The organism is Herbaspirillum sp. 1173, assembly GCF_031455335.1.
Taxonomy (GTDB): Bacteria; Pseudomonadota; Gammaproteobacteria; order Burkholderiales; family Burkholderiaceae_D; genus Herbaspirillum; species Herbaspirillum huttiense.
Window position 1 is genome coordinate 1,237,452 of the sequence record NZ_JAVDSP010000001.1, and the last position, 18,556, is coordinate 1,256,007.

At 51.0% G+C, this 18,556-nt stretch carries 11 protein-coding genes; 4 read left to right on the plus strand and 7 right to left on the minus strand.

The genetic code is table 11. The features are described 5' to 3' along the window. Positions 1-247: 247 nt before the first annotated feature. Together J2X56_RS05640 and J2X56_RS05645 are read right to left on the minus strand one after the other, a co-directional pair. Complete coding sequence (locus J2X56_RS05640) at positions 248-1,642, minus strand: DUF6602 domain-containing protein (protein WP_310158731.1); 1,395 nt, start codon at positions 1,640-1,642, stop codon at positions 248-250. A gap of 53 nt (positions 1,643-1,695) precedes the next feature. Next, positions 1,696-2,868: a helix-hairpin-helix domain-containing protein gene (locus J2X56_RS05645; protein ID WP_310158734.1), complete on the minus strand. Its 1,173-nt coding sequence runs from the start codon at positions 2,866-2,868 to the stop codon at positions 1,696-1,698. Positions 2,869-3,975: 1,107 nt separating this feature from the next. On the opposite strand from J2X56_RS05645, the gene J2X56_RS05650 reads away from it, so the two are divergent. Then, positions 3,976-4,548, plus strand: coding sequence for a recombinase family protein (locus tag J2X56_RS05650; RefSeq protein WP_310158737.1), 573 nt, complete (start codon positions 3,976-3,978; stop codon positions 4,546-4,548). 64 nt (positions 4,549-4,612) lie between these two features. Here the strand turns inward: J2X56_RS05650 and J2X56_RS05655 are convergent, their stop codons facing one another. Next, the gene (locus J2X56_RS05655) at positions 4,613-5,257 is read right to left on the minus strand and encodes a hypothetical protein (protein WP_310158739.1); all 645 of its coding nucleotides are present in this window, start codon (positions 5,255-5,257) and stop codon (positions 4,613-4,615) included. Positions 5,258-5,517: 260 nt separating this feature from the next. On the opposite strand from J2X56_RS05655, the gene J2X56_RS05660 reads away from it, so the two are divergent. The 3 genes from J2X56_RS05660 to J2X56_RS05670 all read left to right on the plus strand — a co-directional run bounded on the left by J2X56_RS05660 (position 5,518) and on the right by J2X56_RS05670 (position 11,242). Further along, positions 5,518-8,103 carry an AAA family ATPase gene (locus J2X56_RS05660; RefSeq protein ID WP_310158742.1) on the plus strand — a complete coding sequence of 862 codons (2,586 nt, stop codon included), beginning with the start codon at positions 5,518-5,520 and terminating at the stop codon, positions 8,101-8,103. A 251-nt stretch (positions 8,104-8,354) separates the two neighbouring features. Then, the gene (locus J2X56_RS05665; protein WP_310158745.1) at positions 8,355-9,980 is read left to right on the plus strand and encodes an AAA family ATPase; all 1,626 of its coding nucleotides are present in this window, start codon (positions 8,355-8,357) and stop codon (positions 9,978-9,980) included. Continuing rightward, a complete protein-coding gene (locus J2X56_RS05670; RefSeq protein ID WP_310158748.1) occupies positions 9,977-11,242 on the plus strand; it encodes a hypothetical protein in 1,266 nt (421 codons plus the stop codon). Before J2X56_RS05665 ends, J2X56_RS05670 begins: the two co-directional genes overlap by 4 nt. 604 nt (positions 11,243-11,846) lie before the next feature. Here J2X56_RS05670 and J2X56_RS05675 read toward each other — a convergent pair. The 4 genes from J2X56_RS05675 to J2X56_RS05690 form a co-directional block, all read right to left on the minus strand. Further along, complete coding sequence (locus J2X56_RS05675) at positions 11,847-12,116, minus strand: hypothetical protein (protein ID WP_310158752.1); 270 nt, start codon at positions 12,114-12,116, stop codon at positions 11,847-11,849. 192 nt (positions 12,117-12,308) lie between these two features. Further along, entirely contained in the window at positions 12,309-12,512 is a 204-nt protein-coding gene (locus tag J2X56_RS05680) for a hypothetical protein (protein WP_310158756.1), read from the minus strand. A gap of 123 nt (positions 12,513-12,635) precedes the next feature. Beyond that, positions 12,636-15,809: a UvrD-helicase domain-containing protein gene (locus J2X56_RS05685; protein ID WP_310158759.1), complete on the minus strand. Its 3,174-nt coding sequence runs from the start codon at positions 15,807-15,809 to the stop codon at positions 12,636-12,638. Further along, positions 15,809-18,427 carry a PD-(D/E)XK nuclease family protein gene (locus tag J2X56_RS05690; protein ID WP_310158762.1) on the minus strand — a complete coding sequence of 873 codons (2,619 nt, stop codon included), beginning with the start codon at positions 18,425-18,427 and terminating at the stop codon, positions 15,809-15,811. The genes J2X56_RS05685 and J2X56_RS05690 overlap by 1 nt, the downstream gene beginning before the upstream one ends. Positions 18,428-18,556: the final 129 nt, after the last annotated feature.

An 18,556-nucleotide genomic window follows, 5' to 3' on the forward strand; every position in this document is an offset into this window, starting at 1 on the left:
TGCCCCCTCCCGTGCATGCGAGGAGCCCAGGCTTCGCTGCAGCAGCACGTGCCTTGCCACGTATAATCCACACTCGTTATAGCCGAGGCTAAGGGAGATGCCATCTCGATATTCCTACAATAAAATCTAGTTAGCCGGCAGGCTTCAACGAGGTAGTGCCTGATGTGACCGACATGAAAGACCATTGCGCGTCTTACTTTCGATAGTGAGACTGCCAGCAGACAAGCCAGAGTCCGACGCATTTTGCTTACTTAGAGTCATCCTCGAGCACAGGCATATTGTTTTTCGAAAATTCTTCCCATGACTTGCACTTTGGGCACGGGTCCAGGATTACTGGCATGTAATGCTGTGGAATTAGGATTCGCTGCCCTGTGCTCAGCAGATGAACAGCGTCATAAGCTAGCACCTTCGCTACGGCCTTCTCACCATCTGGTAGGGTCATCTCCCTATCGTTGGCTAAAATCTGAGAGAGTGGACGTGCTTCTGGGTTGTATACGAAAACATTGTGGCTATTCTCCCTTCTGTTTTCCTCACCCGAGCTACCCATAAAGATTTCCGCGTCCAGCTGCATCCAGTTGAATGCAGTTGACTCCGAACACCAAGCAATCAGCTTCTCCATATTTTGCACGGAAATTTTTTTCGCAAATGGACCGTGCTTCGCACACTTAAGAACTTCAACGAATGGGCCAAAGATAAATTCGTAGGAGTATTTATCAGCGACTAAAGGAACGTCGTAGTAACCATTGAATGGGACCTCACTGACTGTAGTTGCACGCAACAACTCCATCAACATGGAATAGAACGAGTGCAAAACATCATTTGCCCGGTCCGGAAAGCCGAAAATAACAGGCTTGGAAAGTTGGGCAATATCTGGGTTGTACAGTACGGCACGTTGCCCGTCACCCACCATGAAATGACCATCCGATAGCACGACGATGGCGTTGGGAACAAGATGCTGCTCCGTCTCGGAATAAAGCAGTTTCAGCTCGGCGACAAGGTCTGCCCAAGACAACTCACTCTCGTAGGCAAAGATTAATCCAAACGGACGCAAACTGTTTGGCCTACGGGAATTCGAAAATTGGACTGTGGGCTTATGTGACGGTTTAAGCCTTTTGAACGACGCAATGTTCTCGAACGCCTCGCGCAGAACCGTTCTATTCAGTCGCGATTTGATTTGAATTGTTCCGTACGTACTCTCGATGGGCAGAACCTGGAACGATTCCTCTTGTTCCATCAAAATGATGGATTCTTCAGCATCATAAAGGACAAGGTCGAGCTCGTTGCTTATGTGTCCGCTAGTTGAAGCAACGCGTGTACTCATTTTCGACACACCATACTTTTTGGGTAGGAAGCCGCTATTTGTTAGGAAGCTTCTTAGAATCCCCTCTCGTACAGCACCTCTATCACGCGGATGTGCGATGTCCTTGGACTTTACGTATCCCGCTAGCAAGGACTCCTTCCAGAATCTGAACTCTTTAGCCAACCCGTGGAACGTTCTATCTTTCCGCCTGAGCTCATTGAGAAGTACGAAACTATCCGTAAGCCATTTACGGGTACTCTCCTCTTTCTTAGAGAATTCGACGTCCTCTTGCTTTGAACGTCGGGTTTTTCGTGGGCGACGCGGCGCGCTACTTTTGTTCATAAGACCTCATTTTTTCCCCCTATCTATGAAGATTTTCCGCGCCATCTCAATCCTTAGAGTGAAAACACGGTAACTGCTTTCGCAAGAGTTTTAGCCCCCACTCCAGGTACTTTTTCCAGTAAAGACTTGTCAAGCCTCCCATGCTCTAATCGAGCTTTGAAAATTTCTTTTGCAGTTGCTCGAGTCACATTCAAGAGGGTCTCAAGTTCATCGAGTGATGCGGAATTAATATCTAACTGAGCTTTTGGTTCTTTTGCTGCATCGATGTATCCAAGCAAATCGGCAACGACCAAATAAAGATGAAATATCGCCTTCACTGCTTCGAGCTGTGTTACTTCCGCATGCACTCCTTTATTCGCAATCTTATTTGTTTTCTCTAACCAAGCACCTAAAAAATCTACATGTGCTTTTGCGAGCTCTTTGTTGCTATCGGACTCAATGGCCTTATCCATGAATGCCCAAAGGCGATTGACGTATTGAGCCTGGTTAAGCGGCCGCCCCTTCGTAGGTTCGGTACTTGCCGGATACAACTGGTCAGCTAACCCTTCCAAGAACCTCCGACTTGATGTAAGAGCCTGCGACCATTCTTCATCTTTCGCACTTGAGACCCCCTTAAACGAAAGCATCAACTGCTCTGCCAGCATTGGATTGATGTCCAACAGCTTGTCATCAACTGCGGATTTCAATACATCGAAGCAACTGGTAACCGTACCGGAAAATTTCAACCGATTAAATAATTCAGAAGCGTGGCTATGAGTTTTCTGTTTTACGTAGTTTAAATGACTCAACAAATTGTTCTTGTAGTAAGTACCATCGTTCCCTTTTTTTGTTCGCACAAGGTCTGCATAGCGCTCCTCAATGAATGCAATACCTTCATAACCGCCAGAGCCAACGTCAATCTTTAGCTGAAATTCCTCAGAGCTATAGTGAGTGCCGGATTTAAGGCCCATTTCGTCGAGCGTCTCTCGTGCTGCATAAATCGCCTTTTGCTTTTTTTCTTTGTCACCATCATCTGGTGCACGAATTAGGTCGTAAAGTTTCTTCAGCGGCCCAACAAAACGACTATTCCCCAACTGGATTTCACACCAATACTGAACCTCATGATTATTGACCAGAGCAGATGCCCTCAAGAGCTTCTGAACAGCGGATAAGACGGAACCCCTCGACGACTCAATTTCTTTTAATGACTCATCTAAGAGGCGAAGTGCTTCATTTTTTTGTGTCATTTATGTACCGTAATCTTGTTGTTTTACATGCAGATTTTCAGCCCCAAAGTTACTTCTCTCGTTTCCCAAGGGAATCTGCCTCTAGCCCGTCAACTCTTCTGTGTTGAATTAAAGCTTCCGAAGGCGTTTTGCTCCTTTCCTCAACTACTTTCTAGTTCTGATGGTCCAATTCCCAAGGGAATCGCCTTGACTGCTCTATCCTCAATTGGAAGCTGAGCCAATAGCCTCAAAAAAACTTCTATCATGCGCCTCCAAAGGCTGAAGCCCCGACTAGCGGGGCTTCTGGCACATCGGGTCCGACTCCTCTTACCTAGCGGTTGCTAGCCCAAGCGGAGCTTGGAGGGCGGCCTCACGAGTCGGCTGGAGAGGCTCTTTCAAATAGGTTACCAATCTGCCGCCCAAAAGGCAATCTAGGGCGCTTGCCAGCAGCTAGCGGCGCCGCTTGCGCCCTTCCCATTCGCCATTTCTAAAGGGGTTTTCACCACGCTCTGATTTGCTTTTACCAGGCGCACATCCTCTACCTCGTAGCCATACAGCTGCTTCAATGATGCAACGACACCCGCTGACCGCGAAAATCCACCTTCACAATGAACGACCAAGCTATGGACGGACGCTGGAGGCGCTTGGACAAACTGAAGGAAGCGTTCGGCGTCGACCTGCGTCATTGCGGCCGGGAGTTTCTCTGCCGCGCGAGAGGACAGCTCCGTGGACAGAAAGTCGACATCTGCGAAGCTGAGCTGCAAGAGATGCTCGTACTCAGGTAGCTGCGCTGGCCCCTTTTTTTGGCGCCGTGATGGAAATCATGGCGCCCTATCGATACACGGCACCCGCTCAGCATCTTCCCTGGAGAGAGGGAAGGCCTGCCACCCCTGGGCCGGAGGACGATATAGTTTGGCGATGATGTCTTTGACTCGAGTATTCATCCAACAAATCTACCCTACTCGAGTGGAGGCACGTCAAGCCCTCCTCAACACTTCGCGGCTGACGGACGTCCGGAAACCGGTGGTTTTCCGGACACCCTCCGCCAAACATCGATTTCGGCCGCTCTATACCTCTTAAAGTGTACGGATTCCCGTACGCAAATCATCATTCGGAAAAGGGTATGCAATGGCAGTTATCGGATATGCGCGGGTCAGTACAAGTGAGCAAAGCCTCGACCTTCAGCTCGATTCGTTGAGATTGGCAGGTGCGAGCGAAATCTATGAGGAGAAGGCCAGCGGCAAGTCCGCTAACCGGCCAGAGCTGGAACACTGCTTGAAAGCACTTCGACCAGGCGACGAGTTGGTTGTCTGGCGCCTCGACCGGTTGGGGCGCAATCTCAAGGACCTGATTCGAATCGTTGAGGACCTGAAGGACAAAGGAGTCTCCTTCCGCTCCATCACCGAACGCATAGACACATCTGGACCAACAAGCACATTGGTCTTTCACCTCTTTGCTTCGCTGGCGCAGTTCGAGCGGTCTCTGATTTTGGAGCGTACGCAGGCTGGCATGGAAGCGGCTCGCGCCAGAGGGAGGAAAGGAGGACGGCCGCCGGCCTTGGATGCCGAGAAAGCACGTATGGCAAAAGCCATGATGAAAAACCGGGAGTTTTCAGTGGCTAGCCTTGCGCGGCAATTTGGCGTGAGCCGAACAACTCTCTATGAGCTGGCTAGCCAGGACAAGAAACAACCATATTCATAAAACGCAATCGAAACAATGGTCGCAAATGCGGCCATTGTTGACGTGCTACATACTGCTTAGATGGTCATTTCTTGGCTGCCGGCTTTTTTGCTGCAGCAGGCTTTTTCAAGGTGGGCTTCGCCGCTGCTGCTGGCTTCTTCGCCGCAACCACCTTTTTCGCATCTTCAGCTTTTTTCACTGTAGCAGCCTCTTGTTTTTTGAAGTTCCTGTGCTTAACCAGCCAGGCTGCGCCTGCGTTCTTAGAGTCTTTCTGCACTTTCTTGACGACATCGGCAAACTTGGCGCCGGTCAGATTTGCGACCAATGAGCCAATACGCTTCGCGCCAGTTGCTGTAACGACGAAAGGCAATTCGGGCAGGCCCCACTCGCCTTCCACAACGTGCTCTTGATAGACCTGCTCTGCTTCTTTACTTGCCAGCTTCAGATAGCCGAGCGAAGTCAAGCTATCCAGGGTGATTTCGACAAACTGGCGAGCATCTTGACGGTCCATGATGCCGTAAATCATGCCAAGCTCCATGTGCAAGCCGATGCTGCTGTATTGGCCCTTCAAGCACATGAGAGACAAAATCATGGCCTCTGCAGGAGGAAGGCTTTTAGCTTCCTCCTTGCCCACCAATCGCGTAATTGGATAATTCACATAAAGGCTCATCATCGAAGAGAGCAGCGTTGCTACCGGGTCTTGTTTAACAAGCTTTTCCCAATTTGCCATCTAGTAGTTCCCTCATGAAAGAATTGCATTATACAAACTTTCTATTAGGAAATTTATTACACTTTATTTTTAGGTTTTAAAAACTCAACTTGATTCGCAACAAGCTAGGCAAATAGGGATGAATTCTTGTGCCTCTGCGAGGTTTAAAGTACGCTGCTGTGGCGTGTTTTCTTTGCCAAATTGACATTAAAACTACATGGGGAAAGTCAATGAGTGTGATAGCAGACATATTGCAATGGTCAAGAGGGCAACCGGCCTGGATGTCCGATGCACTTCGGAAAATCTTCGAGGCCGGCGCTCTATCGCCGAAAGATGTTCAAGACATGGCTTTGTTTGCAAAATCCGATTTAGGCCTAAAAACAGATGGTGCCCCTCAGCCTCAAGTTTTAGATGCAAGCACCTTGCCCGCCCCACGTGACGACGTAAACAGCGTTGCACTGCTTGCGCTCAAAGAGCCTCAACATCTAAATGCCATCGATTCAGCTCAAACCTTATCGTTCGAGGCAGATGGGCTAACAATCATCTATGGATACAACGGCGCCGGCAAATCCGGTTACGCCCGCGCGCTGAAGAAAGCCTGCAGGGCACGAAACAACGAGGCCATCGTTCCAAACGTATTCTCCCCGCCTGGGAAAATAGTGCCTGCCAGTGCATTTCTTGAATGGCGCGCAGATGGGAAGCAAGAAAGTGCCCGTTGGACTGACGGCACGACCTCTCCTGCACCACTGTCTCGCATTGCCGTCTTCGACTCGCTCTGTGCGCGCGTGTTTGTAGACGACCAAGCCGAAGTTTCATACGTACCTTTCGGCATGGACGTCCTGAAAATTCTAGCGTCGGCGATGCAGGATGCACAAAAACTAGTAGACACGGAGCGCGCCCGCACGCAACTTGATAGAACAAAGTTTGCTGCATTAGCAGGGACCCACAGTGTAGGCAGAATGATTTCTGGCCTGAGCCGTAAGACTGACGTCAAGCAGGTAACCGAGCTCGCTGTGCTGACCGGTGATGAACAAACAGAGCTTTCCGCCTTGATTAAGCAACTTCGAGAAGAAGACCCGGCGCAGCAAGCGCAGCCCCTTAAACGCCTGGCATCTCGTATTCAGAATGTTCAAACAGAACTGGAGGCGCTTGAACTAGCGTTGTCGGACGTCAAAATCGACGAGCTGCGAATTGCTCTCACTGATTTGCGCACGACTGAGGCAGCATCGAAGATTGCTGCTGACGAATTACGTGAAGGCGGAAAGGCGTTAGAAGGAACTGGTAGTGAACCCTGGGAAGTTCTGCTACGAAGCGCAATGGCATTCGCTGCTAGCGGACCGTACCCTGAAATCGGCTTGCCAGGCCCAGAGGATGGAGCAAGCTGCGTACTTTGCCAGCAACCACTATCGGCAGACGCTCACCAACGCCTTCAGAAATTTCTGCAGTTCCTTGAAGCAGATGCTCAGACAAAATTTGCAAAGGCGAGGGAAAAAGCGACCCGTATTTACAAGGACATTGCTGGCGTAAAACTAGATACCTTCCCGTCGGACAAGGTCCTATTCGAGGAACTGAAAGAAAAACACCCAGAGGCTATTTCGGCCATCGCCAATTTCATCGAGTCACTTCGAGCACGCCAGACGATAGTGAAAGAAATGGCGGCAGAGCGCCGGATTGGCGAAATAGCGCCTCTTCCCCCACCACAAGCGACTGTACTCGCACAAATTCGAGAAACTTTGTCTCGGCAAGCTGCGATTTTAGAACAAGCATTGAAGCCCGAGGAAAGAGCGGCAAAAACTGCAAGACTCGCTGAACTCGAAGCTCGACGAAATTTAGGACCGCTGATACCAACAATTCATGAGGCTGTCGCTACATTGCAGCTAGACCATGTCCTTTCCGAAGCTTCTCGCGGATTTAATACAACAGGCATTACCCGGAAAATCAGCGAACTCTACGAGAAATATGTGACTGGCGAACTGACTTCCAGATTGACCAGCGAGCTCACTGAACTTGGCTTATCCAATGTGAAAATTGGCCTGGAATTAGCGGGGCAAAGGGGCATGCGGGTTCAAAAGTTGAAGCTCGGCGCTTCTTCTCAATTTTCCAAGGTCAAGCTGTCAGATGTATTGAGTGAGGGAGAGCAGCGTGCCATTGCCTTGGCTGCATTCCTTGCAGAGATTGGGGTAGAACCAGGCAAGTCAGGCATCATTTTCGATGACCCCGTCTCCTCCTTAGACCATGTGCGCCGCGAACGTATTGCAGACAGGCTAGCCAAGGAAGGAAAAGACCGACAAGTTATCGTATTCACTCACGACCTTGCATTCGCATGGTCGCTAAGGGAATCGGCCGAACGCTTCGGAGTTAAGCATGCTGAAAGACATGTCTACGCCGCAGGAGCGTTGAAAGGATATTGTGGAGAAGCCTTGCCATTTGAAGGCAAGCGATTGGACGCACGCGTCAACGAACTGAAGACCTTCGCCGCCAAAGCAAAGAAGACTCTCGAACAGGAGCACGACCATGAGACATACAATGACATGGTTCGTGCTGGCTATCGACGTATGCGCGACACCTGGGAGCTTCTCGTTGAAGAATTGATGTTCGCCGGCGCAGTAAAGCGGTTTCGCCGGTCAATCGAAACCAAAAAACTACGTATGGTTTCAGTGGAAGATGACGACGTCGCAGCTGTTTTCGCGGGAATGACTCGTTGTTCCAATTTTACTCACGAGGGTGGCGCCGAGGCCCCTCCTCCGCTTCCAGAACCAGATGCGTTTATAGCCGACATTGATAATCTATGTCAGGCAGTTGCGAACATCATTGCAAGGAATAAAGAAGTGGAAAAGCGCCGTGAGGCTGCTGGTATATCTGCATGAACCTCGTAGTAACGAGGAGCGAATGCGACCTTTCGTTGAAGTGAACAGTCAGCATTTCGATGCTGAATAGGGATTTACTTGCTCGACCTTGTTGACCAATTCGGCGTCACCAGGTCCACCCTCTATCACTTAGCCATGCGGCTGAAAGTATATGTATGCGACGGTTTCTAAGACAATTAGTATTGACACCTAATATCTAGCTTGATATTTCATAGCGTTCTTGGAAATGAAATTAATGATATTCACGGAGGATGGAAACGATGCAGTTTTGTTTAGCGGGCGCTGGAATTATCTATCAACAACCTAATTACGAACACGTCGTTCTTCAGATAGATAGATGGAATGACTATGACTTTGTTACCCAGTTCTTTGCCACTTATATTTCACCGGTAGGTGAAAAGCTAAAACTTGGAAATATCAAAATTGGCTATCACGGCCAAGAAGAGTCCTCTACCACTTTTGAAGAGATACTTAGGCGATACGGAGAGACTTTTCAAAGCCTTGAAGAAGATTTTTTCTCGTTGGGAGGAGATGCTGATTTCTATAAAAATTGCTCATCCCTAGATAGTCAAATCAAGCTTGACATATTAAATTCACTTCGCGACGTCGTTGCGAATCAGACCATTCTCACGTCAATCGGTGATGAACCTGTTTTTCACATCTCACTGCTTCGCAACACCAGTTATTCGGTAATTCAAGGTCAATACACGAGACTCATTCGTGGGGAAAGCGCTCATCAAAACTACAATTTTAGGTTTGTGTGTGCTCAACGCAAAAATATAGAAAGACTGACTCTCGAATTCAGCGTTGATATAAAACGCCGACTGAGCACAAACATTCATGCGATTATCGGCCGCAATGGCGCTGGAAAAACTACCATTCTCAACGAGATGATTGGTGCGCTTACTAATAAGTCCCCTATAACACCCGACCAGGCTAGATTTGAGAGCAGCCAATCCAACAGCCCCTATCAGTCGCCCAACATAAGCAGTACCGATTTTTTTAGCGGTCTGGTTTCTGTTTCCTTCAGTGCATTTGACCAATTTCCGCCCCCGCCTGACCAGCGAGGCCCACATAAGGGACCAAAATACCGCTACGTGGGCCTTCGTGCGAAAGAAAATCGTCAAGAATTGCGTACTATCTCTCAACTTCATCAAGAATGTATCGAGGAACTTGGCTATTGCTTTGATGATGAAAAGCGAACTGAGCGTTGGCTCGACTCCATGCAGATTCTTGGCCGCTCCGATGTTCTATTCGGTGCTCTTGGACTTATAGACCTTCCAGAGCGCTACGCAAGCACCATCGGAATTGAGCCATCCTTTTTTAAGCGGCGACAAATGCTTCTAAGTGGCGATTTCAATAACTTTGTTCAGCCTTCTCTCGACGCAATGAGCTCTGGGCATTTCATCGTTTTTCACACGATGACACAGCTTGTAGCAGCTGTAGACGAAAAAACTCTCGTGCTCATCGACGAGCCGGAGGTCCATTTACATCCGCCTCTGTTATCTGCGTTCATACGTGCATTAGAAGAGCTGCTACGTGAGCGAAATGGCGTGGCGATTATTGCTACCCACTCGCCTGTGGTACTTCAGGAAATACCCAGCACCTGCGTGTGGAAAATCTATCGGGTGGGGTCCCGGGTATCCGTTAGCAGGCCCGCTAGAGATACGTTCGGAGAAAATGTAGGTGTATTAACATCTGAAGTCTTTGGCCTCGATGTAGAGCGCTCGGGATTCCATACGCTTTTATCCGAAGCTGTCAAAAAAGGGCATACCTACGAAGAGATTTTGGAAAGCATTGATTGGCAACTGGGGCTTGAAGGTAGGGCGGTCTTGTCTTCACTGATTGCAAATCGAGACAAAAGGAGTAAACGTTGAAACGCCTTACTCCTCCGGGCTTTTTGTACGATGACATTATAAAAAGCTGCATTGAAGGAGCAGCCTCAGATATCGCTTTCCAGAAGAGACTTGATGATAGTAAGCCATCATTACTGTCTAAATCGGTAGCCTATTTCAACAATGCAAAAAACCAAACGTTATATTTGCAGGCACCTCTGGGAAAGGTCGATAGCAATCACACGGTCGCTCATACTTTGACCGTTGCAGACCTTCATTCAGCATACGACACCTACTTACGAGAAAGAAAATCTGGCCGCGAAATTTACGACGCAATAAAATTACGCGCACATGAGATTTGCCTTTATTGCGCCCTACCCGGAGCCAGCACCCTCGACCACTATCTACCGAAGGCTCACTTTCCTGAGTTTTCAATTTTTCCAAATAATCTAGTCCCCTCCTGCACAAAATGTAACGAAGATGAAAAGGGGCAGAAATTTGCCACTTCGATAAATGAACAGATTATTCATCCTTACCACGAAAAAGATGCTGTTTTTCAGCAGCAGTGGCTATATGCTGATTTTCTTCCAAAAAGTCTCACTCGAAGCGAGGCCATCATTGAATACTACGTAAGCCCCCCGGAAAATTGGGATGATGCTGATAAAAAAAGAGTCGCACATCATTTCCATTTTTTCAAACTGGGAAAAAGATACGGAACGAATGCCGCCGTACACTTGAATCAAGTGATAGAGACAATGGAGGCTTACCACGCTGATTACGGGTCATATACCGAAGGGTGTAAGCGATATCTGCAGGTCGCTGCAAAGGTCCGGGACAACCAAGCTAATAACGATTGGCGCAGAGTTATGTACGAAGCGCTACTTGGATATTATTCGCATAACGTTCGGGACCTCCATGTACCTCATGACTCAATTCAGTGGTTACACGCCGATTTTATCGCTCCCGGCCATGGCCGCTCTTGGCCCGGACGTATTGAATATTACGTCGCGCCGCATCCTAACATGAGTGACTCAGCCAAAGAGGAAGTCATCACCTACTTCGAAAACAATGGACTAGCTAGAGAATATTCAGAAGCTGCGGAGAAAGAATTAGAAGTGGTACTGCGTAAGATAGAAAAAAGTTGTTCTCGTAGCGGCTCTTACGTCCGGGCATGCGGGTCAGTTTTGGAACCATTGTTGGTAGGAACGTCTCCCCCAAATGACTGGAAACGAGTTATGTATCAAGCGCTACTCTCACACTACGTATGGTTTAAAACTTATTCGATGCCAAGTCCCCCCAACTAACGGAAAGACGTGTAACCAAAGCCGCAAATGAATCCCTGGAGCGAAAGAATATGGTCTCTCAGGCGTTAATTTGACTATATCGACATGTACGGCTAAAGTACAAAAATCGGTACAAATGACCGGTACAAGGAGAAAATCGATGGCAAATATATGCCGCTGATTTATATAGGTTTTTTTTCTGAATTATCCTCTCACAGCCTCCGCCAGAACATCATATAGAACGGGCCTTTGCGGCCCGTTTTTCTTTTTATCCCACATAAAATCCCACATAAGAAAAATATCGTTCACGCATCAAATGGCGGATTTTTCTCTTAGCGACGTCAAGTGCTCGCAATGCTAGCTTCGCTCTGACTCTCTGCGGTCAAATACCCGAACCGGACCTTAAACTTCCCTAACGGCGTATTCCCGCACCCCAAGCTGCCGACAGACGTCGACCACTGGTGTGCCACCCTCAGCAAATCGCAACGCATATCTCAGCGTACAAGTCCTCTTCTATTCTTATCCTCCGATAATTCTTCCATCACTACCTACAGCAATCGCATCTGCACCAAGTTCTCGGACATGGAGAATCTCCCAAGAAGTAACGATACCGTTTGCAAGCTCGTCACCTTGCTCTGACTTTTCGCATGCCTCCAAGGGAGTGGCCGGTGGTATAAATTGCACTCACCTGAACGCCCGAGTTACTCAATTGTTCCTGGGCAGTCCCTAGTGCTGAGGCAGCAAACTCGTTGGCAACAGATTGCGCCTGCTGCATCGCTCCCACCGTAATTTCAGCATCGGAAATGATGCTCTGAACATTACCAACCGTGCCGCGATCCGCAATGATCACCTCGCCAGTTTGCGTGTTGATGTAGGCCTCGCCTGAAAAGCCCACCTTGTCAAGATCGGCTTGCGTAAGGGTAGGATTTTGCTCCAGAATTTTGGTCTGGGAAACCTGAGTTCACTGGCTTCCCATAGCGGGCTCACCCACTTTTCCGGTGTTGTAAGCAGCGACTGCAGCGGTTGCCAAATCGTTTAGTGTTACGGTGGGGGCAGATTGGGTCATGGCGTATTTTTCTTAAGCGAGTTATTGAATAAAGTAAATTTCAACTGAGCTTGCGAAACCCAGTGCCAATCTGGAGCCCGTCGGATCAAGCGCAAAGCCATCGCCCCCATCCGGGACACGTCCGAATTGAGCAACTGATGTTCCTGAACTGGTGTCGATAATAGTGTTTGCGAGTGAGCTACGCCCACCATGCTTAAAGCTCATCCCCTTCAGATAGATAAACATGCCGTCCGGACTGATGGCCATCTCTGATGTACGTTGGTCAAAATATCTGACGCGAGCCATATCCGCGGCTAATCAATCGCCAGACGAAGATCTCGGCGGTGAAATTTGAAATGAAATAGAAACTCACGCGAGGCGCAACGCACGACCAGCAACCGGAAGGTATAGCCACTGCTCGGCGACCGATATTCCAGTGGCAGCAATCAGAGCCTCCGCATACACAGCGAGTTGCGGACCGTGCTCAACGGCCAATTGCTCATTCCGATCGGCGCCACCTGGATTGGATTTATGGTCGAGAAGAATCCATCCCTTAGGGGACTGCACCAGTAGATCGATACGGCCCCTTACGCGCGTCCCATCGGGACGATTCGCCTCAATTGGGACCTCGAAAAAGGTCGAACACCCAGGCCAACGCTCATTGCACCATGCGAGAAAAGCGGTAAGCTGCGCGACGACCGCGGTGTTGTCGACAGTATTGCCTACACCCCAATTGCTGAGAATACTACATACATCAGCCTGCTCCACCGCTCCCCGGACGCCAGCCCGTGCAATGCAGTGGTGGACTGCCGTCCCCAAGTCCGCCATGTTGGGCTTTCCCGTCAGCGTAATGCGAATGCCAACCTCTACGGTCTCAGCGATGTTGAACTGTCCGCCAACAGCACTACTAGGCCGATACCACAAGGGCAGAGCCGATGCGTGAGGCCGACGGGTGAACCAATGACGGTCCTGCGGCGTCCGTACTGGCGGCTCCGTTGCGCATTCGTCTTTGTTCCAGTCCTTGGATCCTCTTGAGCACCGCTGGCCATCAGGAAGGACCACCTCCTCAGTTGGGCCAAATAGAAGCGGACTAGCCCTCGGCACCTCATCCACCCAGCCGCGCATTGTTCCAGATTTTCTGACGAACGACACCAGAACGTTCAAATCTCTGGCACGGGTCAACCCAACATAAAGCAAGCGTTTACTCTCAGCCACCGCATCTTGCTGCATGGCCACCCCGGTTGCGCTTGCCTCTGCACGTACTGCCGCCTGGGGTGCAGAACGCTTACCCCAAGTCTTCAGCCAGCAGTGAATGAAGCGATTACCAAGCGGCAGTTGCGGATCAAAAGGGCCTTCCGTTCGTGCTCGCACGCTCCAAATGGCGCTCCTAGCTGTTTCTCCAAGCGCGGTGAGGACAACCACTGGCCATTCCAAACCTTTGGAGCCGTGATATGTGAGAACTGTGACGGCGTTATCCGCTGTCGCCGCTCGGCTATCATCTTCCGCTTCCGCAGCCGCATCGAGCCATCTCAACATCCCGCTAACTGTCGCCGGTCGCTTAGCAGAAACACACTCGTCTTCGTAATTTTTCCCCAGTTCAACTAGCGCTTCAACATTAGCCAATCTATTGTGAGCCTCATGCGGAGAGCTGGACCATTGTGCGACAAGCTGAGCGACGTGCGATTCCGCAACCGATAGGCGCAGAGCTTCCAACGGTGTCAGAGACGAAAACGAAGGCCGCAGTCCTTCAAGGCGCACAAGAAGGGGATGGGCTGAATCGCCGATTGTCTTCCACTCGTGAGCAATGACATCGGCTTGCTCAAGGTAATCGAGACGGTCCGCAAGCCATGTGGCTACAGGGGTAGCATCTACCAGCGTAAGCACCAGAGCAGATGCAACCGTATCGCTAACATCATGCATGCGGCGCAGACAAGCGAGAACAAAGATTGCCTCCGCAGTCCCTAGCAAGCCCGCACGAGGGCTTGCCGACGGAATTCCCCATCGAGTGAGTGACGTGACGGCCAAGCTCACTTGGTCATTTCTCCGACAAAGAACCCCTATGTCACCGGGTCGGATTGCCCGAATATTTTTTGTTTTCTTATCTTCCACCTGCACCTTAGAGGCAAGTAGCTCCGCAATAGCCTGGCCCAATGCCAGATAGTCCGTGCCGTTCTTGTCGCTGTCAAAATTCCAGTTCAAAAGCGAAGGCTGATCAGGCAACTCCTTGCGAACGGGTTGTAGCTGAACATCCTGTGGTGCGAGGTCCGGCAGGAAAGCATCCCCAAACACTGCATTCGTAAGCGAGACCAAGGCTGGAGTGGATCGACGCGATGTTGTTAGAGGCTCTCCGATAGTGCTGCCCCAACCCGGGATAGCTCCAATGACTCCAGAAATGAGACTGGCGTCGGTCCCCCGAAAGCCGTAAATCGCTTGTTTGGGGTCACCGACCCAAATGGAACGCTTGGCTAATTTAGCCAGCTCCACAAACAGAGCTAGCTGAAGAGGGCTTGTATCCTGGAACTCATCAACCATCACGAGATCAAGTTCGTCAGCCAAGACTGCTTGAACGCTCGCGTTCTCTCGAATCGCCCTAAGCAATAGCACTTCTTGGTCACTGAAGTCCACTGCCCCCAGAGCCTTCTTGGCTTCAGAGTAGGCATCTCGAGCGTCGGCGGCGAGATTAAACACCAGTTCCAAATACTGCCGCACGTCAGCGTGGAAGGCCGGATGGGACTCGTGCCTTTGAGCTGCCTCTTTCACGGGATCAAGAAAATGTTTTACCTTCGCGCCAGCATTGATACCTGCAGCACCAAGCCAATCCGGCCAAGACCATCGACCCTCACGAAACGCACGTTCGATCTTTTGCAAGTCGGCCAAACCGTCCTGGAGGTTCTTAGCCACATTTGTACCAGCAGCAACTTGCGCGTCGACATAAGATGAGACATTTTTGAGCGCCGTAGCAAGTGCCCCAGAAAGAGCTGCGGTTGGGTCTACGCCGGCAGTAGGCGCGGACCAGTTCGCGAGCATCTGATCTGCATTACGCCCCCCCATCTGCCGCAGCGTCACGGGCTCAATATCGTTGTCCAATGACGCCTTGACTACATCCTTGACAGTTTTTGCCCAGTCTTCCTGTTCGATTCCAAATTTTCGGGTAAGCCGAACAAACACGGACTGCCCCGCTGAATCGAGAGTCTCAGCAAGTGACGTTTCTAGAAGCCGCTTCGTTTGCCCTTCGCTGAGAACGGTCTGATCGGGGGACAGTCCCAACTCAAAGCAGAACTGCTTGAGCATCTGTCCGCAGACACTGTTTACTGTCCCCAATCTGGCTTGTCCAATGGCCGTGGCCAGGTCCACACGACCTTTCTCCAGTAACCATGACCGTGCGCGTTCCCGCAGCTCCGAGGCAGCCTTCACTGTGAACGTCGTCGCCAAAATGGCGTGAGGCCGGGCGGCTCCGGACTCGAGGGCATGGGCGAGGGTCTCGGTCAGCTTATAGGTCTTACCGCTTCCGGCACCTGCGCTCACAAATTCAATGTTATTCATTACTCCCACCCTCCCAGCAACACGAGATAGTCCCGGTCCCACTGACTGGGTCCTTTCACCGGCAAAGTCCCCTCGGGACCGTTGTAGTCGTCAGTGGCCTCTTGCGGAACGACTTCAATTTGCCCTTCTGCGAGCTGGCTAGTTCTCCACGTCCAAGTCGCTTTTGCACGGTTGAGAAGGGTCTCAACCGTAACGTTATCCGGTGGCTGTGTCAGTTGTGCCTGTGGGAAGACTCCAGGATGAGAGATGAACAGCGCTCCACTCTCCAGAATGAAGAATCCCAGTGCCGCAGGCGCAGTACCAGTCTTTTGCTTGACTAGGCTGGAATAAAGGGCCAGCTGAAGATGGCCGCCCTCGCGCAGCATCCGAGAGTAGTAATTGTCTCCGCGCCACTTCATATCAAGCGCAACAAGCTTGTTGCCTGGCAGTTCGACCAAAAGGTCAATCTTGCCTGTCAATGGAACTGGACCGAGTGCGCCATCGAACTCGGCTTCAGTCTGCACACGCACTGCTTGGGCTCCCCGCAAATGATCCAAGAGCGAGCCGATTGCGCTTTCGCATGTCATCTGGAACCGCTGGAGACTGATGCCTGCGCCTTGCATCAAGAGAATAGCGCCCTCCGTACGGAGCAGCTCATCGGCCTGAGCTCTGAACCAGTCGGTGGCCTTTTGGTTCGACCATGTAAGGGCATCTGCGTGCGCGAAGAGCATTTCAAAGACACGGTGCGCGAGAATACCTAAAAGACGGTTACTCTCCTCCACCGCAAGGATAGATGCTGGATTCAGCCGAGCAATGCGTTTTAGCACAAAGAGCGCAGGCGCGTTGAACAACTCGTTGAGAGCCGTGTAAGACTGTGAACTAGTAGATAGATTTAGCGGATCGCGAAGCTGGATATGGCGTTGCACATCAGGGAACGGGAGCGATGCCACCCGTTCAGTCAGGTTTCCCAGAAATTGGCTGTCGCATGCCGCATCCAGGTCCAGGGCCTGAGCTTCAAAATCCGGGATAAGTTTTTGGATAAGTTGTCGTACAGGATGCTCTTCGGCGCCGGGAGGAGGCGACACCATTACAAAGCGTTTGCGAGCCGCCAACAAAGGGCGTAGCCACTGCATTGCCAAGGCTGCTAACTGCCTCGAGGGGTGCCGCAGTTCGACGTTTAATTCCTTCAATGCTTGGACTTCCACACTTGGCCAAGGGAGTTGCTGCGCCAGCATTGGCGTAGAAGGCATCCACCAGATCACCTCATCAGCCGGCTCAATACAAGCGGCTGCATTGCTTGCGGAACGCATACACCCGACTTGTGAAATAGCACCGGGATTAGATGCACCTGTGGGTGTCGCATGGGCCACAAGCTGTTCAACCTGTCTGGGCGTCAACGTACTTACTCCCTGCCGAGAAAGTTCAGAGAGACTATCAAAAACAGCCGCGCATTGGTGATGTGCGGGTGCAAAAGTGGCCACTGTAGCGGGGTTGCCAGACAACCTGCGTCGCATAGCCTCTTTGAGCCTGTCGGTTCGTGCAAGCAGGGCATCCACGGGTGCACCTTGATCCCTTTGCCAGCGCTCACCTTCAAGCCAGAACTCGATCTCGAGCACCAGTTCTTTTCCATCATCACCTTCGGCAATCTTGTTCTTAGCCTTGATCCAGGACGCTCCGCCGATCCCAGGTTGCTCAGCGACGGCTTTTGCGAGCGCGGATCGCGCTTTCCGACTGAAGGGTCCCACAGGATGGACTAGGAAATCGACCAGGCGACCAACGTCAAGAGGTGTCCAGCACATCTCCAAGGCCAGGCCCAGTGCCTGCAAGGCAGGGCGAAGTTGGCTTGGGTTCTCAAAGCCGCAGCTGACGCCCCCGGTAGCAACCAACATGGTATCGAGCGAGTCACCCTGTTCTTCTGCGAGAACCACTCGGTCTATCGGATACGCTGCAGCATGCGCACTGAGCCAATGCTCAGCAGTAGAAAAAGAGAGCGTGCGAACGAGCTGCACACTACCGTCCTCAATAGACGGAATCTTGCTTAGCGGCTCCTTTCCCGACATGACAAGAATCGCCTTTTCTTGCAGGGCGCGCAGCGCCCCTTCTCCATGCGGGATAGGATTTTTTACTTGCACGCCTGGCAAGCAAGCTAGTACCCTCCGCCACAAGGATGGGAAGTCTTCCAACGGATCAACAAGGGAAACGGAGGTAATCGGGCTAGGGCCAGTTTTCTTGAGCATCTCCTCAACCAACTGCAGCCGAGTAGCTTCTCCGGCGGGAATAGCAACGGCGGTCGATTCAACCAGAGCCAGTTCCCGAAGTCGAACGGGATGAGACGCAAGTGCCGTTCCCCGCCAGCCACCTAGAAGCCACTCATCGCGCCAAGACAGGAGCTTTGCCGCTGTACCGACGCTGTCGACTTTCATCGATGCACTGTAGAAACGGGTGCCGTCGTCATGGTGCTGCAAATGCCCCATATAGATCGCTACGCGCTGTGCCGCTGCGACCTCAGGTTTGGCCAATCCAAGATACGTTTCCAGTAACGACAAAAAGCCGAGCCGCCCCACAACTGGGGCGTTGAAGGAATTCTGCAGCGACGGCCCCTGACGGGCATCGAGACTCAGACCAAAGGTGACATGCATGGCGCGCTAAAGAAATAGCTTAGGCACGTCTGGGAACCGTGCCTAAGCGGTCCAAGCGAAAGGCAACATCAGCAAGCTCGGCTTCACTTCCCAGAACGTTGACCCGGCTTATCTGATGAAGGTCCAACG

Coding starts and splice junctions, on each gene's coding strand:
- J2X56_RS05690 (WP_310158762.1), bottom strand. CDS start 18,427: ATGCATGTCACCTTTGGTCTGAGTCTCGATGCCCGTCAGGGGCCGTCG.
- J2X56_RS05665 (WP_310158745.1), top strand. CDS start 8,355: ATGGAAACGATGCAGTTTTGTTTAGCGGGCGCTGGAATTATCTATCAA.
- J2X56_RS05680 (WP_310158756.1), bottom strand. CDS start 12,512: ATGTTTATCTATCTGAAGGGGATGAGCTTTAAGCATGGTGGGCGTAGC.
- J2X56_RS05645 (WP_310158734.1), bottom strand. CDS start 2,868: ATGACACAAAAAAATGAAGCACTTCGCCTCTTAGATGAGTCATTAAAA.
- J2X56_RS05650 (WP_310158737.1), top strand. CDS start 3,976: ATGGCAGTTATCGGATATGCGCGGGTCAGTACAAGTGAGCAAAGCCTC.
- J2X56_RS05640 (WP_310158731.1), bottom strand. CDS start 1,642: ATGAACAAAAGTAGCGCGCCGCGTCGCCCACGAAAAACCCGACGTTCA.
- J2X56_RS05660 (WP_310158742.1), top strand. CDS start 5,518: ATGTCCGATGCACTTCGGAAAATCTTCGAGGCCGGCGCTCTATCGCCG.
- J2X56_RS05685 (WP_310158759.1), bottom strand. CDS start 15,809: ATGAATAACATTGAATTTGTGAGCGCAGGTGCCGGAAGCGGTAAGACC.
- J2X56_RS05655 (WP_310158739.1), bottom strand. CDS start 5,257: ATGGCAAATTGGGAAAAGCTTGTTAAACAAGACCCGGTAGCAACGCTG.